The 14,991-nt window shown below is 67.1% G+C and carries 14 protein-coding genes; 3 read left to right on the top strand and 11 right to left on the bottom strand.

All coding sequences use genetic code 11. From position 1 onward, the window contains the following. Nucleotides 1-97 precede the first annotated feature (97 nt). Both AC5P65_RS02760 and AC5P65_RS02755 read right to left on the bottom strand, forming a co-directional pair. The gene (locus AC5P65_RS02760) at nucleotides 98-490 is read right to left on the bottom strand and encodes a VanZ family protein (protein WP_021204674.1); all 393 of its coding nucleotides are present in this window, start codon (nucleotides 488-490) and stop codon (nucleotides 98-100) included. Next, a complete protein-coding gene (locus tag AC5P65_RS02755) occupies nucleotides 487-1,671 on the bottom strand; it encodes a class I SAM-dependent methyltransferase (protein ID WP_111098705.1) in 1,185 nt (394 codons plus the stop codon). The genes AC5P65_RS02760 and AC5P65_RS02755 overlap by 4 nt, the downstream gene beginning before the upstream one ends. A 58-nt stretch (nucleotides 1,672-1,729) precedes the next feature. Here AC5P65_RS02755 and AC5P65_RS02750 point away from each other — a divergent pair, with 58 nt between their 5' ends. Then, the gene (locus AC5P65_RS02750; protein ID WP_019660663.1) at nucleotides 1,730-2,467 is read left to right on the top strand and encodes a pteridine reductase; all 738 of its coding nucleotides are present in this window, start codon (nucleotides 1,730-1,732) and stop codon (nucleotides 2,465-2,467) included. Between the two features lie 76 nt (nucleotides 2,468-2,543). Here AC5P65_RS02750 and folK read toward each other — a convergent pair whose 3' ends face one another. Continuing rightward, a complete protein-coding gene (folK, locus tag AC5P65_RS02745) occupies nucleotides 2,544-3,029 on the bottom strand; it encodes a 2-amino-4-hydroxy-6-hydroxymethyldihydropteridine diphosphokinase (protein WP_012481279.1) in 486 nt (161 codons plus the stop codon). An 89-nt stretch (nucleotides 3,030-3,118) separates the two neighbouring features. On the opposite strand from folK, the gene AC5P65_RS02740 reads away from it, so the two are divergent. Beyond that, nucleotides 3,119-3,862 (top strand): proteasome-type protease, encoded by a 744-nt coding sequence (locus AC5P65_RS02740; RefSeq protein WP_019660665.1) that lies wholly within the window; start codon nucleotides 3,119-3,121, stop codon nucleotides 3,860-3,862. Nucleotides 3,863-3,930: 68 nt separating this feature from the next. On the opposite strand, the gene AC5P65_RS02735 is transcribed toward AC5P65_RS02740, so the two are convergent. The 4 genes from AC5P65_RS02735 to AC5P65_RS02720 form a co-directional block, all read right to left on the bottom strand. Beyond that, nucleotides 3,931-5,442 carry an ATP-binding protein gene (locus AC5P65_RS02735; protein WP_111098688.1) on the bottom strand — a complete coding sequence of 504 codons (1,512 nt, stop codon included), beginning with the start codon at nucleotides 5,440-5,442 and terminating at the stop codon, nucleotides 3,931-3,933. 4 nt (nucleotides 5,443-5,446) lie between these two features. Beyond that, nucleotides 5,447-5,887 (bottom strand): response regulator, encoded by a 441-nt coding sequence (locus tag AC5P65_RS02730; protein WP_005411057.1) that lies wholly within the window; start codon nucleotides 5,885-5,887, stop codon nucleotides 5,447-5,449. Continuing rightward, nucleotides 5,884-7,701, bottom strand: coding sequence for a sensor histidine kinase (locus AC5P65_RS02725; protein WP_019660667.1), 1,818 nt, complete (start codon nucleotides 7,699-7,701; stop codon nucleotides 5,884-5,886). Before AC5P65_RS02725 ends, AC5P65_RS02730 begins: the two co-directional genes overlap by 4 nt. Before the next feature lie 236 nt (nucleotides 7,702-7,937). Continuing rightward, the gene (locus AC5P65_RS02720) at nucleotides 7,938-8,321 is read right to left on the bottom strand and encodes a BON domain-containing protein (RefSeq protein WP_019660668.1); all 384 of its coding nucleotides are present in this window, start codon (nucleotides 8,319-8,321) and stop codon (nucleotides 7,938-7,940) included. Nucleotides 8,322-8,490: 169 nt separating this feature from the next. Between AC5P65_RS02720 and AC5P65_RS02715 the strand changes: the two genes are divergently transcribed. Continuing rightward, the gene (locus tag AC5P65_RS02715) at nucleotides 8,491-9,534 is read left to right on the top strand and encodes an oxidoreductase (protein WP_111098687.1); all 1,044 of its coding nucleotides are present in this window, start codon (nucleotides 8,491-8,493) and stop codon (nucleotides 9,532-9,534) included. 350 nt (nucleotides 9,535-9,884) lie between these two features. Here AC5P65_RS02715 and gnd read toward each other — a convergent pair whose 3' ends face one another. The 4 genes from gnd to AC5P65_RS02695 all read right to left on the bottom strand — a co-directional run bounded on the left by gnd (nucleotide 9,885) and on the right by AC5P65_RS02695 (nucleotide 14,989). Next, nucleotides 9,885-10,790 carry a phosphogluconate dehydrogenase (NAD(+)-dependent, decarboxylating) gene (gnd, locus tag AC5P65_RS02710; protein WP_111098686.1) on the bottom strand — a complete coding sequence of 302 codons (906 nt, stop codon included), beginning with the start codon at nucleotides 10,788-10,790 and terminating at the stop codon, nucleotides 9,885-9,887. Between the two features lie 10 nt (nucleotides 10,791-10,800). Further along, nucleotides 10,801-12,039 (bottom strand): hypothetical protein, encoded by a 1,239-nt coding sequence (locus AC5P65_RS02705; protein WP_188249753.1) that lies wholly within the window; start codon nucleotides 12,037-12,039, stop codon nucleotides 10,801-10,803. A 17-nt stretch (nucleotides 12,040-12,056) separates the two neighbouring features. Next, nucleotides 12,057-12,650 carry a DUF2242 domain-containing protein gene (locus AC5P65_RS02700; protein WP_019660672.1) on the bottom strand — a complete coding sequence of 198 codons (594 nt, stop codon included), beginning with the start codon at nucleotides 12,648-12,650 and terminating at the stop codon, nucleotides 12,057-12,059. Nucleotides 12,651-12,811: 161 nt separating this feature from the next. Continuing rightward, a complete protein-coding gene (locus AC5P65_RS02695) occupies nucleotides 12,812-14,989 on the bottom strand; it encodes a carboxy terminal-processing peptidase (protein WP_019660673.1) in 2,178 nt (725 codons plus the stop codon). Between the last annotated feature and the right edge of the window lie 2 nt (nucleotides 14,990-14,991).

The raw sequence follows: 14,991 nt of genomic DNA, 5'->3' as shown, positions 1-14,991 counted from the left end.
TCCATCCACGCATGGCGTGGATCTACTGTAGAGCCGAGCCCATGCTCGGCTGCTTTTCAACCGGAAAGCCGAGCATGGGCTCGGCTCTACAGGAACCTCACCCTCGCCAGCGCAGCAGCAGGTCGCGCAGCGGGGTCAGGGCCGTGACCATGCCGACCAGCACGCCCACCGTGTTGGCGATGGCGTCCATCGGGTCGGCCATGCGGTTGCTGGTCAGTGCGCCCTGCGCGAACTCGATGCCGATGCCCATCAACACCAGGGCCACGCCCACCCACAGCAGCGGCCTGCCGCGGCGGAACAGCTGCACAGCGCTGCCGGCCAGGATGAAGTAGGCGACGAAGTGCTCGCCCTTGTCGCTGTTTTCCGGCAACGGAATCGGCGGTGGCGGGATCAGGCAGACCACAATCACCAGCAGCACGGCCAAACCCCACAGCACGGCCCACAACCGCGGCCGCCGCAGCGGCTTGATCACCGGCAACACCTCGCTCACAGGCGCCAGCTCAGGTCACCCAGTTCGAAGGCCGGTTCGAAATCGACGCCACGCTGCAGGCCGATGGCCTGGAAGCGCTCGCCCATCTCGGTCGGCAGGGTCAGCTTCTTCACCTGGTCGCGCAACTGGATGCGGCCGACCTCGTCGGTGCGTTCCTCGGCCAGCAGCAGCACCTGGTCCAGGCCGTTGCCGAGCAGGAAGCTGGCCTGGCTGCAGTAGCCCGCCAGCTCGAAACCGCCGTGCATTCCGGCCTCGGCTATCGCGGTGAAATCCACCGACGCGGTGATGTCCTGCAGGCCCGGCCAGCGGTGCACGTCGTTGTGCACGTGGTGGCGGTAGAACGCACGCACGGTGCCCTCGTCGCGGTCGTGCTGGTAGAACTCGCTGCGACTGTAGCCGTAGTCGACGAACAGCATCGCACCACGCTGCATGCCACCAGCCACCGCCTGCAGCCAGTACGGCAGCTGCGGCAACACTTCGGAACGGTAGCCCTCGGCGAAAGGCTTTTCCAGGTAGCGCTCGATATGGCGCACCGCACCGTTGAGCAGGATATCGGCCGGCTGCGCACCACGGATGAAGTTGCCTTCGGCATCCAGCTCGACGGTTTCCTCATAGACCTCGCCATCGCGGATCAGGAAGCGCGGGGTCGGCAGCGCGTCGATCACCTCGTTGGCGAACACCACGCCTTCCCAGTCCTCTTCGAACGGGCGGTCGACCCAGTCCACGCGCGCGGCCAGCTCGGCCGGCAGGTTCTGCTGCAGACGCTGCTGCTGGCGCTCGCGCAGATCGGCACTGGGTTCGAGGATGGCGTAGCGCGACGGCAGCGCATCCAGCTCGGCCAGGCGCAGCAGCACGGCCTCGGCGAAGGCGCCGGTGCCGCCGCCCAGCTCCAGCATCCGCGCCTGCGCGCCGAGCTGGGCGAACACCGGTGCCAGCGCATTGGCCACGCTGCCGGCAAACAGGCTGCCGAGCTCGGGCGCGGTGGTGAAGTCACCGCTGCCACCGAACTTGCTGGCGCCGGCGCTGTAATAGCCCCAGCCCGGGGTGTACAGGCACAGCTCCATGAAGCGCGAGAAGGGCATGGCCCCGCCCTGCGCGAGGATTTCAGCACGCAGGGCGGCCGCCAGCTGGTCGCTGTGGGCCAGGGCATCGGCTTCGGGCAGGGGGAAGGTGGGCTGCATGGCGTGTTCGAATGCGGTGACAATGTGCACAGGATAGCTGAGCCTTGGAGGACCCTCGATGAGCGATACCCACCCCGTGGTCCTGATCACCGGCAGCGCGCGCCGGATCGGCGCGGCCATCGCCCGCCAGTTCCACGCCTGTGGCTGGTCGGTGGTACTGCATGCCAACACCTCCAGCGCCGAACTGCAGCAGGCCGCGTTCGATTTCGACAATGTGCGGCCGGGCAGCGTGCTGGCCCTGCAGGCCGACCTGCGTGACGCCGACGCCCTGCCCGACCTGGTGGAACAGGCCGTCACCCACTTCGGCCGCCTGGACGCGCTGGTCAACAACGCCTCCAACTTCTTCCCCACCCCGCTCGGCCAGGTCACCGCCGAGGCGATGGACGCACTGTATGCAGTCAATGCACGTGCGCCGCTGCTGCTGTCACAAGCGGCGGCGCCCTACCTGCGCCGCCAGCAGGGCTGCATCGTCAACCTGACCGACCTGCACGGCACCGATCCGATGCGCGACCACATCGCCTACACCATGGCCAAGGCCGCGCTGGAGATGGCCACCCGCGCACTGGCACTGGAGCTGGCGCCGAAAGTGCGGGTCAACGCGGTGGCGCCGGGTGCGATCCTCTGGCCGGAACAGGGCAAGGACGATTTCGCCCGCGAGGCGCTGCTGGCGCGCACGCCGCTGGCGCGGATCGGCACGGTCGAGGAGATCGCCGAAGCGGTCTACTGGCTGGTGGCCGAAGCCAGCTTCGTCACCGGCCACACCCTGCGCGTGGATGGTGGGCGCACCGTCAGCTGAAATCTTGCCGGCCAGCGGCCGGCACCACCGGTAGCGCCGGGCCATGCCCGGCGAGCGCAGCGGCAACAACAACCCATCATTCCAGGTCCACCACCTCGAACGCCTCGCCAAACTGCGCGTGCGCCCGCCACAGCGTGGCCAGGTCCTGCCCGCTGACCGGGTCGATGAAGCCCGGCGCGATGTCCGCCAGCGGCTTCAGCACGAAGGCATGCTTCAGTTCCGGGCGCGGAATGCGCAGGTGGCCGGGGCCTTCCACCACCAGGTCGCCGTAGAACACCACGTCGATGTCCAGGGTCCGGTCGGAGAAGCGCGGCCCGCTGCGATCGCGGCCGTGCGCGTCTTCCAGCGCATGCAGCCAGTCGTCCAGTTCCTGCAGCGGCAGATCGGTCTCGATCGCCACCGCATTGTTGAGGAAGGCCGGGCCATCGAAGCCGACCGCGGCAGTACGGTAGGCCGGCGAGACCTGCAGCGCGCCGAAGCGCTCGCGCAGGGCCGTCACCGCGGCGTGGAGGTAGCGGCGGGGCTGGACGTTGCTGCCCAGGCTCAGGAGCACGGTGGTCATGCGGTTAAGGTGGCAGCGATGGGGGCGTGGACATGCCGTCGTCACGGCGGCCTGCCTACAATCCGGGACGCACATGATAGGGCACCGACATGACCTATTGCGTTGGAATCGAGGTGGACGAGGGCCTGGTCTTCGCTGCCGACACCCGGACCAATGCCTCGCTGGACGATGTGCGCGTGCATCGCAAGCTGCACGTGTTCGAATATCCCGGCCAGGCAGCCTACGTGCTGATGGCGGCTGGCAACCTGGCCACCACCCAGCTGCTGGTGTCGCGCCTGGGCCGCGACGCCGCAGAGCGGCGCGTGCCCAACCTGCGCGACATGACTCACCTGTTCGAAGCCGCCGCGTATGTGGGTCAGCTGCTGGTGGACAGCCAGGTGCACAGCAGCCATAGCGAACATGGCCATGACGGGGTCAATACCCAGGCCACGCTGATCTTCGGTGGCCAGATCGCCGGCGAGCGCCCCGGGCTGTACATGATCTACCCGCTCGGCAACGCCATTGCCGCCTCGCCGGAGACGCCCTACCTGCAGATCGGTGAATCCAAGTACGGCAAGCCGATCCTGGATCGCATCCTCAGCCCGACCACGCGGCTGGAGGACGCCGCGCGCACGGCCATCGTCTCGCTGGACTCCACCATCCGGTCCAACCTGTCGGTGGGCCTGCCGATCGACCTGGCGCTGCTGCGCGACGGTGAACTGCGTATCGGCCGGCAACTGCGGCTGGGCGCGGATTCAGCGCTGTATGCCGATATCCACCAGAACTGGTCACGGCGCCTGGAACAGGCGGTGGACGCCCTGCCGCGGTTCCCCTGGGAAACCGACGAACGGTAGTGCCGACCGCTGGCCGGCGACCGCGTTGATACCAGCACACAGGGATGCCGGCCGGCGCTACCGGGGCATCAGCCCAGCGCTTCTGCCACGGCGCGGAAGACCTGCTGCATCTGCAGCGGCTTGTGCAGTACATGCACCTCCACTCCGGCCGGGAAGGCGTCGGCCGAGACCGGCACCGCAGGGTCTTCCAGCACCAGCGCCGGGCCGCGGTAACCGAGCGCAGCCATCTCGCCCAGCAGCTGGCTGGCCGGCAGCAGCTTGGAGCCGGCATCGGCAATCACCAGCGCCGGCATTGCCTCCTGCTGCATCCAGCGCAGCGCCGCCGGGCCATCGGAGGCCAACTGCAGCTGGTAGCCCTGGCTGGACAGCGCGTTGCCGAGCAGCGACAGGCGCGTGGCTTCCCCATCGACCACCAGGATCGACTGGCCGCTGCCCAAGGCCACCAGCTGTTCGATCGGCTCGCTGCCGTCGATGATCTCGTGCATCGGCAGGCGCAGTTCGAAGCAGGTGCCCTGTCCCGGCTGGCTGCTGACATGGATGCTGCCACCAGCGCCCTCAACAATGCGCTTGCAGGAGATCAGGCCCAGGCCAGTGCCATTCGCCTTGGTGGTGAAGAATGGATTGAACAGGTGCGACAGCGTGTCCGCATCCATGCCAATGCCTTCATCGGCAACGCAGATACGCATCCAGTCCACGCCATCGCGCTGGCCGGCATGGCTGGCGGTCAGGCTCAGTCGGCCGCCGTTGGGCATCGCCTGGATCGCATTGAGTGCCAGGTTCAGCATGACCTGCTGCAGTTCGGTGTAGTTGGCATCCACTACCAGGCCTTCGTCCTGCACCTGCAGTTCCAGGCGCACGGCATCGGGCACGTTGCTGCGCAACAGCAGGGCCACCGCATCGAACAGGCCCTTGATCTCGATACGCTCGCTCGGCTTGCGCGAACCGCGCACGAACGACAGCATCGATTCGGCCATCTCGTGGCCGCGGCGGCCACACTCGGCGATGACGTCGGCCAGGTGGTGCAACTGCGGATCGTCGGTACGCGCCTTCAACAGGTCCGGCATGATCAGCAGCGGCTGCAGGATGTTGCGCAGGTCATGACTGAGGCCGGCGGCGAGCAGCGACAGGCTTTCCAGGCGCTGCGCGCGCATCAGTTCGGTCTCCACCCGTGCGCGCTCTACGGCGCTGCGGGCATCGCGGATCGCACGCGCCACCGCCGACGGCAGGCGCGCCGGCTGGTGCTTGATGATGTAATCGTTGGCGCCTTTCTGCAGCGCCGCCACCGCGTTCTCCTCACCCATGGTGCCGGAGACGAAGATGAAAGGGACTTCCGGCGCCGTCTCGCGCACGATGCGCAGCGCATCATCACCGGAAAACCCCGGCATGCTCAGGTCGGACAGCACGATGTCCGGCTGGAACGCGGCCAGTGCCTGGCGCAGCTCCGCCTCGCTCTCGACGCGCTCGAAACGAGCGTCCAGGCCCGCATCGAGCATCTGTTCGGACATCAGCTCGGCATCTTCCGGTGAGTCCTCCACCAGCAGGATGCGCAGCGCCCCCAGGGCAGGACCGGTCAGGGGCATGGGCTCACTCGAGTTCCGGTGCCTGGTTGATCAACGCCCAGAACTTGCCCAGGGTCTGCACCGCACCGAAGAACTGGTCCACGTCCACCGGCTTGACCACGTAGGCATTGACCCCCATGTCCCAGCTGCGGGCCAAATCACTTTCCTCGCGCGAGGACGACAGGATCACCACCGGCAGGCGCTTGAGTTCTTCGTGCTCGCGGATCTGCCGCAGCACTTCCAGGCCGTCCATGCGCGGCATCTTGATGTCCAGCAGCAGCACCGCCGGCAGGCCTTCCTCGCGGTTGGCGAAGGCGCCGCGGCGCAGCAGGTAGTCCATCACTTCCACGCCATCCTCGACGTGCACGATGGGATTGGCCAGACGCGCCTCTTCCAGGGCGTCGATCGCCATTTCGGCATCGGCCGGGCTGTCTTCGGCGAGAAGAATGGTGCGCAGAGTCGTCATGCAGAGGGACCTTGTTTGTCCGCGTCGGTCGCGGGGGGCAGGTAGAAGTGGAAGGTGGCGCCGACGTCCGGTTCGGCCTCGGCCCAGATACGGCCGCCATGGCGGGTGAGCACGCGACGGACGCTGGCTAGGCCGATACCGGTTCCGGGGTAGTCGCTGGCCTTGTGCAGGCGCTGGAACACACCGAACAGCTTTCCGGCATAGGCCATGTCAAAGCCTGCACCATTGTCGCTGACCGTGAACTGATGGCCGCCGTCGGGCTGGGGCTGGTAATCCACGCGGATCTTCGCCGGTTCGCGGTTGCCCGAGTACTTCACCGCGTTGCCAAGCAGGTTCAGCCAGACCTGGCGGATCATGTTCTCGTCACCCACCACGATCGGCAGCGGCGCGATATTCCACTCCACCTGGTGCACGTGGCCGCTGGCCTCAGCCTCGGCCTGCAGATTGGAATCGAGCATGGCGCGGGTATCGGCCACCAGCGACTGCATGTCCACCGCCTGGTGCCGCATTGCCGCACGGCCCAGCCGCGAATAGACCAGCAGGTCGTCGATCAGCGCAGCCATGCGCCGCGCCGAACTGGAGATCACTTCCAGGTAATGGCGGCTCTTGTCATCGGCCGCATCGCCGAGATGGCGCGACAGCTTGTCGGAGAATCCAGCCACGTGGCGCAGCGGCGCCCGCAGATCGTGCGAGACCGAGTAACTGAAGGCTTCCAGTTCCCTGTTGACCTCGGACACCTGTGCAACCTTGCCTTCCAGCTGGCGGTTCAGTTCCTCCACACGCAGCTGCACCGCACGCTGCACGGTGACGTCGCTGACCGTGAGCAACACCACTTCGTCATCGGTGTCCGGCAGCGGCATGCGCCGCGCGTTGAGCAGCATGTAGCGCACCAAGCCATCGGCGGTGCGCTGTTCATGCTCGAAGTCCCAGAGTTCCCGGCCGCGCAGCAGCACATCGGACAGTCGCTGGCGCATCACCGGGTCTTGCCACGCACCGTTGCCGACGTTATCCAGCACCAGGCCCTCGGCGCGCTCATCCTGCAGACCATACAGCTCGGCGAAAGCAGGATTGTGCAGTTGCACGCGCAGATCGCGGTCGAGCAGCACGATCGGCTCGCGCACCGTCTGCAGCACCGACGCTGCACGCGCGGCCGAACGCAATGACTGCCGCTCGGCGTGCAGGCGGCGGCCGATCTGCCGCTGCAGCAGCCACAGCACCAGGCCGAGCAACGCCAGCTGGACCACCAGCGAACTCCACGACACCAACTCGGTCTGCTTGCGCTGGCGGGCGGCCTGCTCGGCGCGCTGTGCCAGCAGCTTCTGCTCGCTGGCCTGCAGTTCCTCCACCAGCCCGCGGATCGGATAACGCGTGCTCAGGTCCTGCACCAGCTCGCGCTGGTCACTGTTGGGCTCTGACTTTGCCAGTTCGCGGGCAAGCGCCATGCGCCCTTCCAGCATCGACTCGATGCGGCCGATGCGGATCAGCTGCTCAGGATTGTCGCGGGTCATCCGGCCCAGTTCAGCCAGGCGACCGGGAAGTTCATTGGCTTTGGCCATGCGCTCGCGCAGGCCAGGCGCGTCCACGCCCTTGGACAGGGTCAGCGCGGCCGATTCGACATCGCGTACATCGGCCTGCAGCTGCTGCAAGGCCACGCCGACAGCCTGGGTATGATTGACCCAGGCCATCGCATCTTCGCTGTCCTGCTGCAGGTGGCGCAGTGTCAACCACGGCACCACGATGATCGCTGCGGCGGCCAGCGCCAAGGCGGGCATCCGCCAGCGGTCCCAGATGTCATCACTGAAAACCAGCGCCATAGTTCCTCATCAACACGGCCACAAAGCATGGGCCGTACCCGGCCCCAGTGCGGCGGAACCGGCAATATAGCGCAGGCGGGTCAAAACTCTGGAGTTTCCAGCGCCGCTGGCTGAACGGCTGGTACTTGGGCGCTGTACGGCCGAGCCCACGGTCGGCTGGAACCCAACGGCAGCCGAGCACGGCTCGGCGTCACGCGGGAGTGGGCGCCCCATACCGGGGCGCCCACTCCGCCAGGTCAGCGCTTGGCAGCAGTGCTGACCTTCAGTGCAGCGGCATCGACGCGGGTCACGCCCTTGATGCCCTTGGCAGTGGCAACCGCCTTGTCCTTCTCGGCCTGGGAGGCCACCGCGCCGCTCAGGCTGACAACGCCGTTCACGGTTTCCACCTTGATCTCCGTGCCCGGAACGTTGCTGCTGGCCAGCAGGTCGGCCTTCACCTTGGTGGTGATCCAGGTATCGGTCACAGGCTCATTGGAGTCATGGCGATCAGCATGCGTGGCCGGATGGCTGCTGGTCGGCGGGCTCTTGGCAGCGGGATCCTTGGCAAATGCAGCCGAGGAGGACAGCGCCAGGCCCAGCGTCAAGGCAGAAGCAATCAGTGTGCGGGAGGTATTGCTCATCGTGTCGTACTCCTTCGGGATGTGCTGCCAGTCTGGACAAGCCGCCGTAGAGCAGGCGTGGCGCTGCGGTCATGCCGCCGTGAATCGGACTGTTTCCTGGGGCAACGGTTCAGTTTGGCCTGCCACCACCCGTCGTATACCCTGCCCTTCCCACAGCCGGAGCTCTGCCATGCGCCCCGACCTGCAACTGGCCCTGATCGGCTACGGCCTCGCCGGCCGCGTCTTCCATGCGCCGCTGATCCAGCACACACCCGGGTTGGCGCTGCACAGCATCGTCAGTTCGCAGCGCGACACATTGCTGCGTGCGTTCAGCGACGTGCACGTGCGTGCGATGCCGCAGGACGTGTTCGACGATCCGGCCGTGGACGCGGTGGTGATTGCCACACCGAACGCGCAGCACGGGCCGCTTGCAATCGCGGCGCTGGCCGCGGGCAAGCACGTGCTGGTCGACAAGCCGTTTGCGCTGGATGTCGCTGAAGCCGAAGCGGTACTGGCTGCGGCACGCAGCGCCGGCCGCATCGCCACCGTGTTCCAGAACCGGCGCTTCGATGCGGATTTCCTCACCCTGCAGGCGCTGCTGGCCGAAGGCGCACTGGGCGACGTGGCCGAGTGCCATGCGCATTTCGACCGTTACCGGCCGCAGGTGCGCGATCGCTGGCGCGAGCAGGACGGGCCCGGTAGTGGCCTGTGGTACGACCTGGGTCCGCATCTGCTGGACCAGATGCTGGTGCTGTTCGGCTGGCCCGAGGCGATCGATGCGGATCTTGCCGTGCTGCGCCAAGGCGGCAGCGGCATCGATTACTTCCACGCCGTGCTGCACTACCCGCGGCATCGCGCGATCCTCCATTCCGGTTCATTGGTCGCGGCACAGACCCCGCACTTCAGCGTGCATGGCAGCAAGGCAAGCTGGATCAAGCACGGCCTGGACGTGCAGGAGGCGCAGCTGCGCCGCGGTGTGGCACCCGGTGCGCCAGGCTGGGGTATCGATCCGCGGCATGGTGAGCTGGTGCGCTGCGATGCCGAAGACAACGTGCAGCGCACGACGGTGGACAACCTGCCTGGCGACTACCGGCGGCTGTATGCGCAGTTCGCCGCGGCGATGCACGGCGACGGAGAAGCCACGGTCAGCCCGGTGCAGGCATTGCAGTTGATGCGGCTGCTGCAGGCCGGCATGGACAGTGCGCGCGAAGGGCGGCGAATCGCGTTGGGGTGATCGGCAGGGCTGCGCCCTGCACCCGCAGAAGCGGTAGTGCCGGCCGCTGGCCGGCAACCTCAACAGCAAAAGCCGGCTATACGTGGGATGGCGGGGTGGGTCGGGTTGCGGGGGACGCCGTAAATCCGTCCCTGGAGGCTTGGCCGCGGCATCCATGCCGCAGACACCCCCGCAACCGCCCCCACCTGGCCTTCGGCACTTTCCCGCGATCTGCCAGTAGATCCACGCCATGCGTGGATGACGTGCAAACAATCGGAAAATGCTTTTGCAGAGTCGAGCCATGCTCGACTGCCCCTGGCGCCATGGGGGTCAGCGCCCTTTCCTGCGGAAAGGGGTCCGACCCCGATTGCTTACGACTTCTTGATGGCGTGCCCACCGAACTCGTTGCGCATCGCCGACAGCAGGCGGTCGGTGAACGAGTTGGATTCGCGCGAACGCAGGCGTTCCAGCAGCGACAAGGTGATCACCGGGGCCGGCACGTCCAGCGCGATGGCTTCGGCGACGGTCCAGCGGCCTTCACCGGAATCCTCCACATACGGCGCGATGCCATCCAGCGACGGATTGCGCTTGAGTGCTTCGGTACTCAGGTCCAGCAGCCACGAACGCACCACGCTGCCGTGCCGCCAGACTTCGGCCACCTGGGCAAGGTCCAGCTCCATCTCCTGCTTGCGCTCCATCAGCGCGAAGCCTTCGGCGTAAGCCTGCATCATTCCGTACTCGATACCGTTGTGCACCATCTTGGTGAAGTGGCCAGCGCCGGATGGGCCGACACGCGCCCAGCCGCGGTCCTCGGCCGGTGCCAGCGTACGCAGCAGCGGCGCGATCTGCTCCACCACCGGCGCTTCGCCACCGACCATCAGGCTGTAGCCTTCCTGCAGGCCCCACACGCCTCCGCTGGTGCCGCAGTCGACGTAGCCCAGGCCGTCCTCGGCCAGCGCCTTGGCGCGGCGGATCGAGTCCTGGTAGTTGGAGTTGCCGCCGTCGATGACGATGTCACCCTCGGCCAGGTGCGGGGTCAGCTGGCCCAGCGTCTGGTCGACGGTTTCGCCGGCCGGTACCATCAGCCACACCACGCGCGGCACCGGCAGCGCGGCCACCGCGGCGGCCAGCGAATCAACCACCTCCAGGCCGGCCTCGGCGGCGCGCTGGCGGGCGCCTTCGCCCGGGTCGTAGCCGACCACGCGGTGGCCGCCGCGATGCAGGCGCTGGGCCATGTTGGCGCCCATGCGGCCGAGGCCGATCATTGCAATATCCATTGTTTCACCTTCAGTTGGGGTCTAGGGTCAGGCTGCCTGGCCTGCCGGTAGCCGCGCAGTGGCGCAGCTGCGCCTCGCGCCAACGCCGGTAGAGCGTGGTATGCAGATTGTGCACCGCCAGGTCGATCGAAAAGGGGGTTCGCGGGTTGCGGTCGAGCAGGCGGGCGATGTGGTAGCCGATGGGACGTATACCGCGCGGATGCACATAGATCACGAACTGCTGGTAGAACGGATCGTCCAGCAGGCGGTCCATGCGTGCCAGCGTGGCGTGGTAGCGCGGCGCAAGCGCCGCGCGCACCTCAGGGTCGCGCTCGAACAGCAGGCGTTCGAAGTAGCGCTGGCCGGTGCGCGGGATGTCCTGCGCGAGTTTCCATAGTTCGACGTTGCGCTGGTCGTACCAGGCCAGGCCGCCATGCGTGGCCAGCGCCCGCGCAGCGTCCTCGCCCACGTCGACCACCACGAAGTTCTCGGCCTGGTTGCTCAGGTCGTCCAGCGTGGCCTTGTCGTATGCATGCTCGATGAAACCAGGCACACCGACGAACGCCTGGCGCCCCATCGCCGAGGTACGCACTGCCTTGCCATCGGCGAAGAAATCGCCGGCATGCGCGCCAAGCAGGATGCTGTCGGTCCCATGCAGGGCGAGAAAGGTGCCGATCGACAGCTCATCCGCAGAGAACTCGGTATCGAAGGCAGCATCGCCATACAGCTCGCGCTGGGTGGCCAGCTGCGCGACCTGGCGGCCGACACCGCATTCGGCACGCACGGCACCGTTGTAGAACGCCTGCAGCGCCTTGCTGTTGCCCGCGCTGGGAACGAAACCGCGGCCAAGACTGTGCGTACGCTGCCAGCCTTGAGCGCGCGGGCCCTGCAGGCCGAAACCGATCCAGCCCATCTGCAGGCCGAAGAAGCGGAAGCGGGTGTTGGCCTGCAAGGCCGAGGCGGCGCGTTGCGTGGCCGCCCCCAGCTGGAACGCATAGGCGCAGATCGTGGCCGGATCGTCCAGCAACTGCTGCAGCAGCGCTTGGCGTGCAGCAGCGGACATGTGCGCCGGCCAGCGCACGTGCAGATCGCCTGCTGCCTGCGCCTCGGCCAGCGACGCACGGGTGCACACCGCGCCACCATGCACCTGCGGCTCCTTCAGCGCGGCCTCGTCGAAGCGCCAGCCCAGCCGCAGCAGCAGCCCCTGGGCGCAGTCGCCGGCTGTGGCCGCCACGCCCATCACAGGCGCGAGCAACAGGGCCGCGCCCATCAGCCAGCCGTACACGTTCACCCTTGGTCCGTGCGGACCGGCGCGGGCTCAGGAACTGCTGCGGGTGGTGGCGGCGGTGGCGTGCCCGCAGCCTGTGGCAGGTACTGCTGCAGGCGCTGGAAGAAACGGCGATAGAAATCGGCGTCGGTAACCGTGCTGCTCGCCACTTTCACCAGCGAATCGTCATTGCTGCCGAACGGCAGTGATACCGAGCCCAGTGCACCGACGCCGACACTGGCGGACGTCGGGCTCTTCTTCAACGCATAACGGTCCTGCACGGCGCTTACGAACACCAACGCCTGATCGCCCCGGGGCGCACAGGAGATGCGCAGCACCAGCTGCTCATGGTCGTCTTCGCGCGGCTGGAAGTTCTTGTTGCCTTCCACCTGTGCGTCATCGGCACGGGCGATGGCGTACCCCTGGCTGAGCAGGGTGCGCCGCGCCGCTTCACAGGCATCGCCGGGGCGGCCATCGACGGTACGCGAGAACGTGTCGCCGGAATCGAAGGATTCGCGCAGCAGCGTGCTGTCTGCGGCACGGCCACCACAGGCCGACAGGATCAGGGCGCTGCCAAGCGCCACAACAGCACTGGAAACGAGGGAGGACCGCATGGGTGCTCCTGCGAGGACGGTACCGGCAAGGGTAGCCCCCCAGCTGTGTGCGGCAGGTCGAAAGCACCCGCGTCAGGCGGCCCCGTTTGCAGCCGGTTCATGCACGAAAAAAGCAGAAGGCCGGCAATGCCGGCCCTCGGGTATCACATACCGTGTCCGGCTCAGTCCGCCCAGCGACCGGCGCCGGTCGACTGCGGCAGCACCTGTGCCGACAGCGGGCGGTCGTTGGCCAGCAGGTTCACCGCATCGGCCAGGATGGACGCCGACTCGCGCAGCAGCGGGTCCGGGCGCTTCTCGGCCGCCTTCTCGCGCGCGGCGTCCTTGACGATGTCGCGCTCGTTGCCCGTCAGGCCGTCATCGCTGCTGTCATCGGCCAGCGGGTCCAGCGCCAGGCCCAGCTCCTTGCGCTGCAGCTGGCGTTCCTTGCGCTGGGCATCCTGGCGCTCACGCTCGGCGCGGCGCGTGGCCTCGTTGAGCGAGATGTACTTCTTGGCCGCCTCGGTGCGGAACTGTTCCACGTCCTCGTTCCACCACTGGAACTCCTTGTCGGTGGCGATGCGTGCGTCGTGGCGGGTTTCCAGCTTCGGCAGCAGCGGCGCGAAGTTGCCGTATTGGGTGTGCGGCACGGCGGCGATGCGGGTCCACGGCAGGGCGTTGTCGTAGGTGCTCTCGCCGAACTCGGTGGCGTCGACACTGGCCGGGAAGGCCAGGTCGGGCACCACGCCCTTGTGCTGGGTGCTGCTGCCGCTGATGCGGAAGAACTGGGCGATGGTCAGCTTGACCTGGCCAAAGCGCTGGGTCTCGCCGCTCGGCCAACGGTCGAGGTCGACGATGTTCTGAACGGTGCCCTTGCCGAAGCTGGTTTCACCGATCACCAGGCCACGACCGTAGTCCTGGATGGCACCAGCAAAAATTTCCGAGGCCGAGGCCGAACCGCGGTTGATCAGCACCGCCAGCGGGCCATCCCACGCCACGCCCTGGTTGCGGTCGCTGTTGACGGTGACGCGGCCACCAGACTCGCGCACCTGCACCACCGGGCCCTGCTCGATGAACAGGCCGGTCAGTTCGATGGCTTCATCCAGCGAACCGCCGCCGTTGTTGCGCAGGTCCAGCACCACGCCGTCCAGCTTGTCGTTCTTGAAGCCGGCCAGCAGCTTGGCCACGTCGCGGGTGGCCGAGGCGTAGTCGGCCGCATTGCGGCGACGGCCTTCGAAGTCCTGGTAGAAGGTCGGCAGCTTGATCACGCCGATCCTGCGTGCCGGCTCGCCATTGGCGGCCGGGATGGTCATGGTCTCTCCCTTCGCGGCCTGTTCGGCCAGGCGCACCTTCTGGCGGGTCAGCACCAGGGTGTGGTGCTTGCCGTCGGCACCCTCGGCGGCCGGAATGAATTCCAGCTTCACCTGGGTATCCTTGGCACCGCGGATCTTGGCCACGACGTCGTCGATGCGCCAGCCGATCACGTCCTCGACCAGGCCGGACTTGCCCTGGCCGACGCCGACGATGCGGTCACCCGGCTTCAGCGTGCCATCCACTGCAGCCGGGCCACCGGCGATGATCTCGCGGATCACCACCATGTCGTCCTGCCGCTGCAGCTGCGCACCGATGCCTTCCAGCGAAAGCGACATCGCCTGGTTGAAGTTCTCGGCGGTGCGCGGGGTGAAGTAGTCGGTGTGCGGATCGACAGCGCTGGTGTAGGCGTTCATGAAGAACTGGAAGACATCCTCGCCCTTCAGCTCGTTGACCGACTTTTCAAGCGTGGCATAGCGCTTGTCCAGCGTCTTGCGGATGTCATCGGGCTTCTTGCCGGCCAGCTTAAGGCGCAGCCAGTCATTCTTCACCGACTTGCGCCACAGCTCATCCAGCTCGGCGCTGCTGGCGGCCCACGGCACCTTCTTGCGGTCGTACTCGAAGCGCTCGTCGGTGGTGAAGTCCGGTTCCTGCTTGAGCAGCTTGCGCGCGTAGGCCACGCGCTCGCCGACGCGCTGCTTGTAGACCGCAAACACCTGGAATGCCGGCTCCAGCTCGCCGCCGCGAATGGCGGAGGAAATGTTGGCTTCGAACGGCGCAAAGCGCGCCACGTCGGCCTGGGTGAAGTACTGCTTGCCGCCGTCAAGCGTCTCCAGGTAGCGCTTGAACACGTCCTTGGACGTGGCCTCGTCCAGCGCGCGCGGGCGGTAGGCATAACGGCTGTCGGACAGCAGGCCGTACACCAGCTTGGAGGTGGTCACCTGATCGGCGGTTACCGCAGCGGGCAATGCCGGCGAGTCGGCCTTGGCCGCCAGCGCCAGCGGCGCCACCAGCGCCAGGGCCATCAGGAATGCGGGGGCTTTGAATTTCATTG

It is taken from the genome of Stenotrophomonas sp. YJH_SMC_48-3, from assembly GCF_059369375.1.
The sequence above is the reverse complement of the archived record's forward strand: the minus strand, read 5'-3'. Positions and strand labels throughout refer to the sequence as shown.

Coding starts and splice junctions, on each gene's coding strand:
- AC5P65_RS02755 (WP_111098705.1), bottom strand. CDS start 1,671: ATGCAGCCCACCTTCCCCCTGCCCGAAGCCGATGCCCTGGCCCACAGC.
- AC5P65_RS02750 (WP_019660663.1), top strand. CDS start 1,730: ATGAGCGATACCCACCCCGTGGTCCTGATCACCGGCAGCGCGCGCCGG.
- folK (WP_012481279.1), bottom strand. CDS start 3,029: ATGACCACCGTGCTCCTGAGCCTGGGCAGCAACGTCCAGCCCCGCCGC.
- AC5P65_RS02740 (WP_019660665.1), top strand. CDS start 3,119: ATGACCTATTGCGTTGGAATCGAGGTGGACGAGGGCCTGGTCTTCGCT.
- AC5P65_RS02735 (WP_111098688.1), bottom strand. CDS start 5,442: ATGCCCCTGACCGGTCCTGCCCTGGGGGCGCTGCGCATCCTGCTGGTG.
- AC5P65_RS02730 (WP_005411057.1), bottom strand. CDS start 5,887: ATGACGACTCTGCGCACCATTCTTCTCGCCGAAGACAGCCCGGCCGAT.
- AC5P65_RS02725 (WP_019660667.1), bottom strand. CDS start 7,701: ATGGCGCTGGTTTTCAGTGATGACATCTGGGACCGCTGGCGGATGCCC.
- AC5P65_RS02720 (WP_019660668.1), bottom strand. CDS start 8,321: ATGAGCAATACCTCCCGCACACTGATTGCTTCTGCCTTGACGCTGGGC.
- AC5P65_RS02715 (WP_111098687.1), top strand. CDS start 8,491: ATGCGCCCCGACCTGCAACTGGCCCTGATCGGCTACGGCCTCGCCGGC.
- gnd (WP_111098686.1), bottom strand. CDS start 10,790: ATGGATATTGCAATGATCGGCCTCGGCCGCATGGGCGCCAACATGGCC.
- AC5P65_RS02705 (WP_188249753.1), bottom strand. CDS start 12,039: ATGGGCGCGGCCCTGTTGCTCGCGCCTGTGATGGGCGTGGCGGCCACA.
- AC5P65_RS02700 (WP_019660672.1), bottom strand. CDS start 12,650: ATGCGGTCCTCCCTCGTTTCCAGTGCTGTTGTGGCGCTTGGCAGCGCC.
- AC5P65_RS02695 (WP_019660673.1), bottom strand. CDS start 14,989: ATGAAATTCAAAGCCCCCGCATTCCTGATGGCCCTGGCGCTGGTGGCG.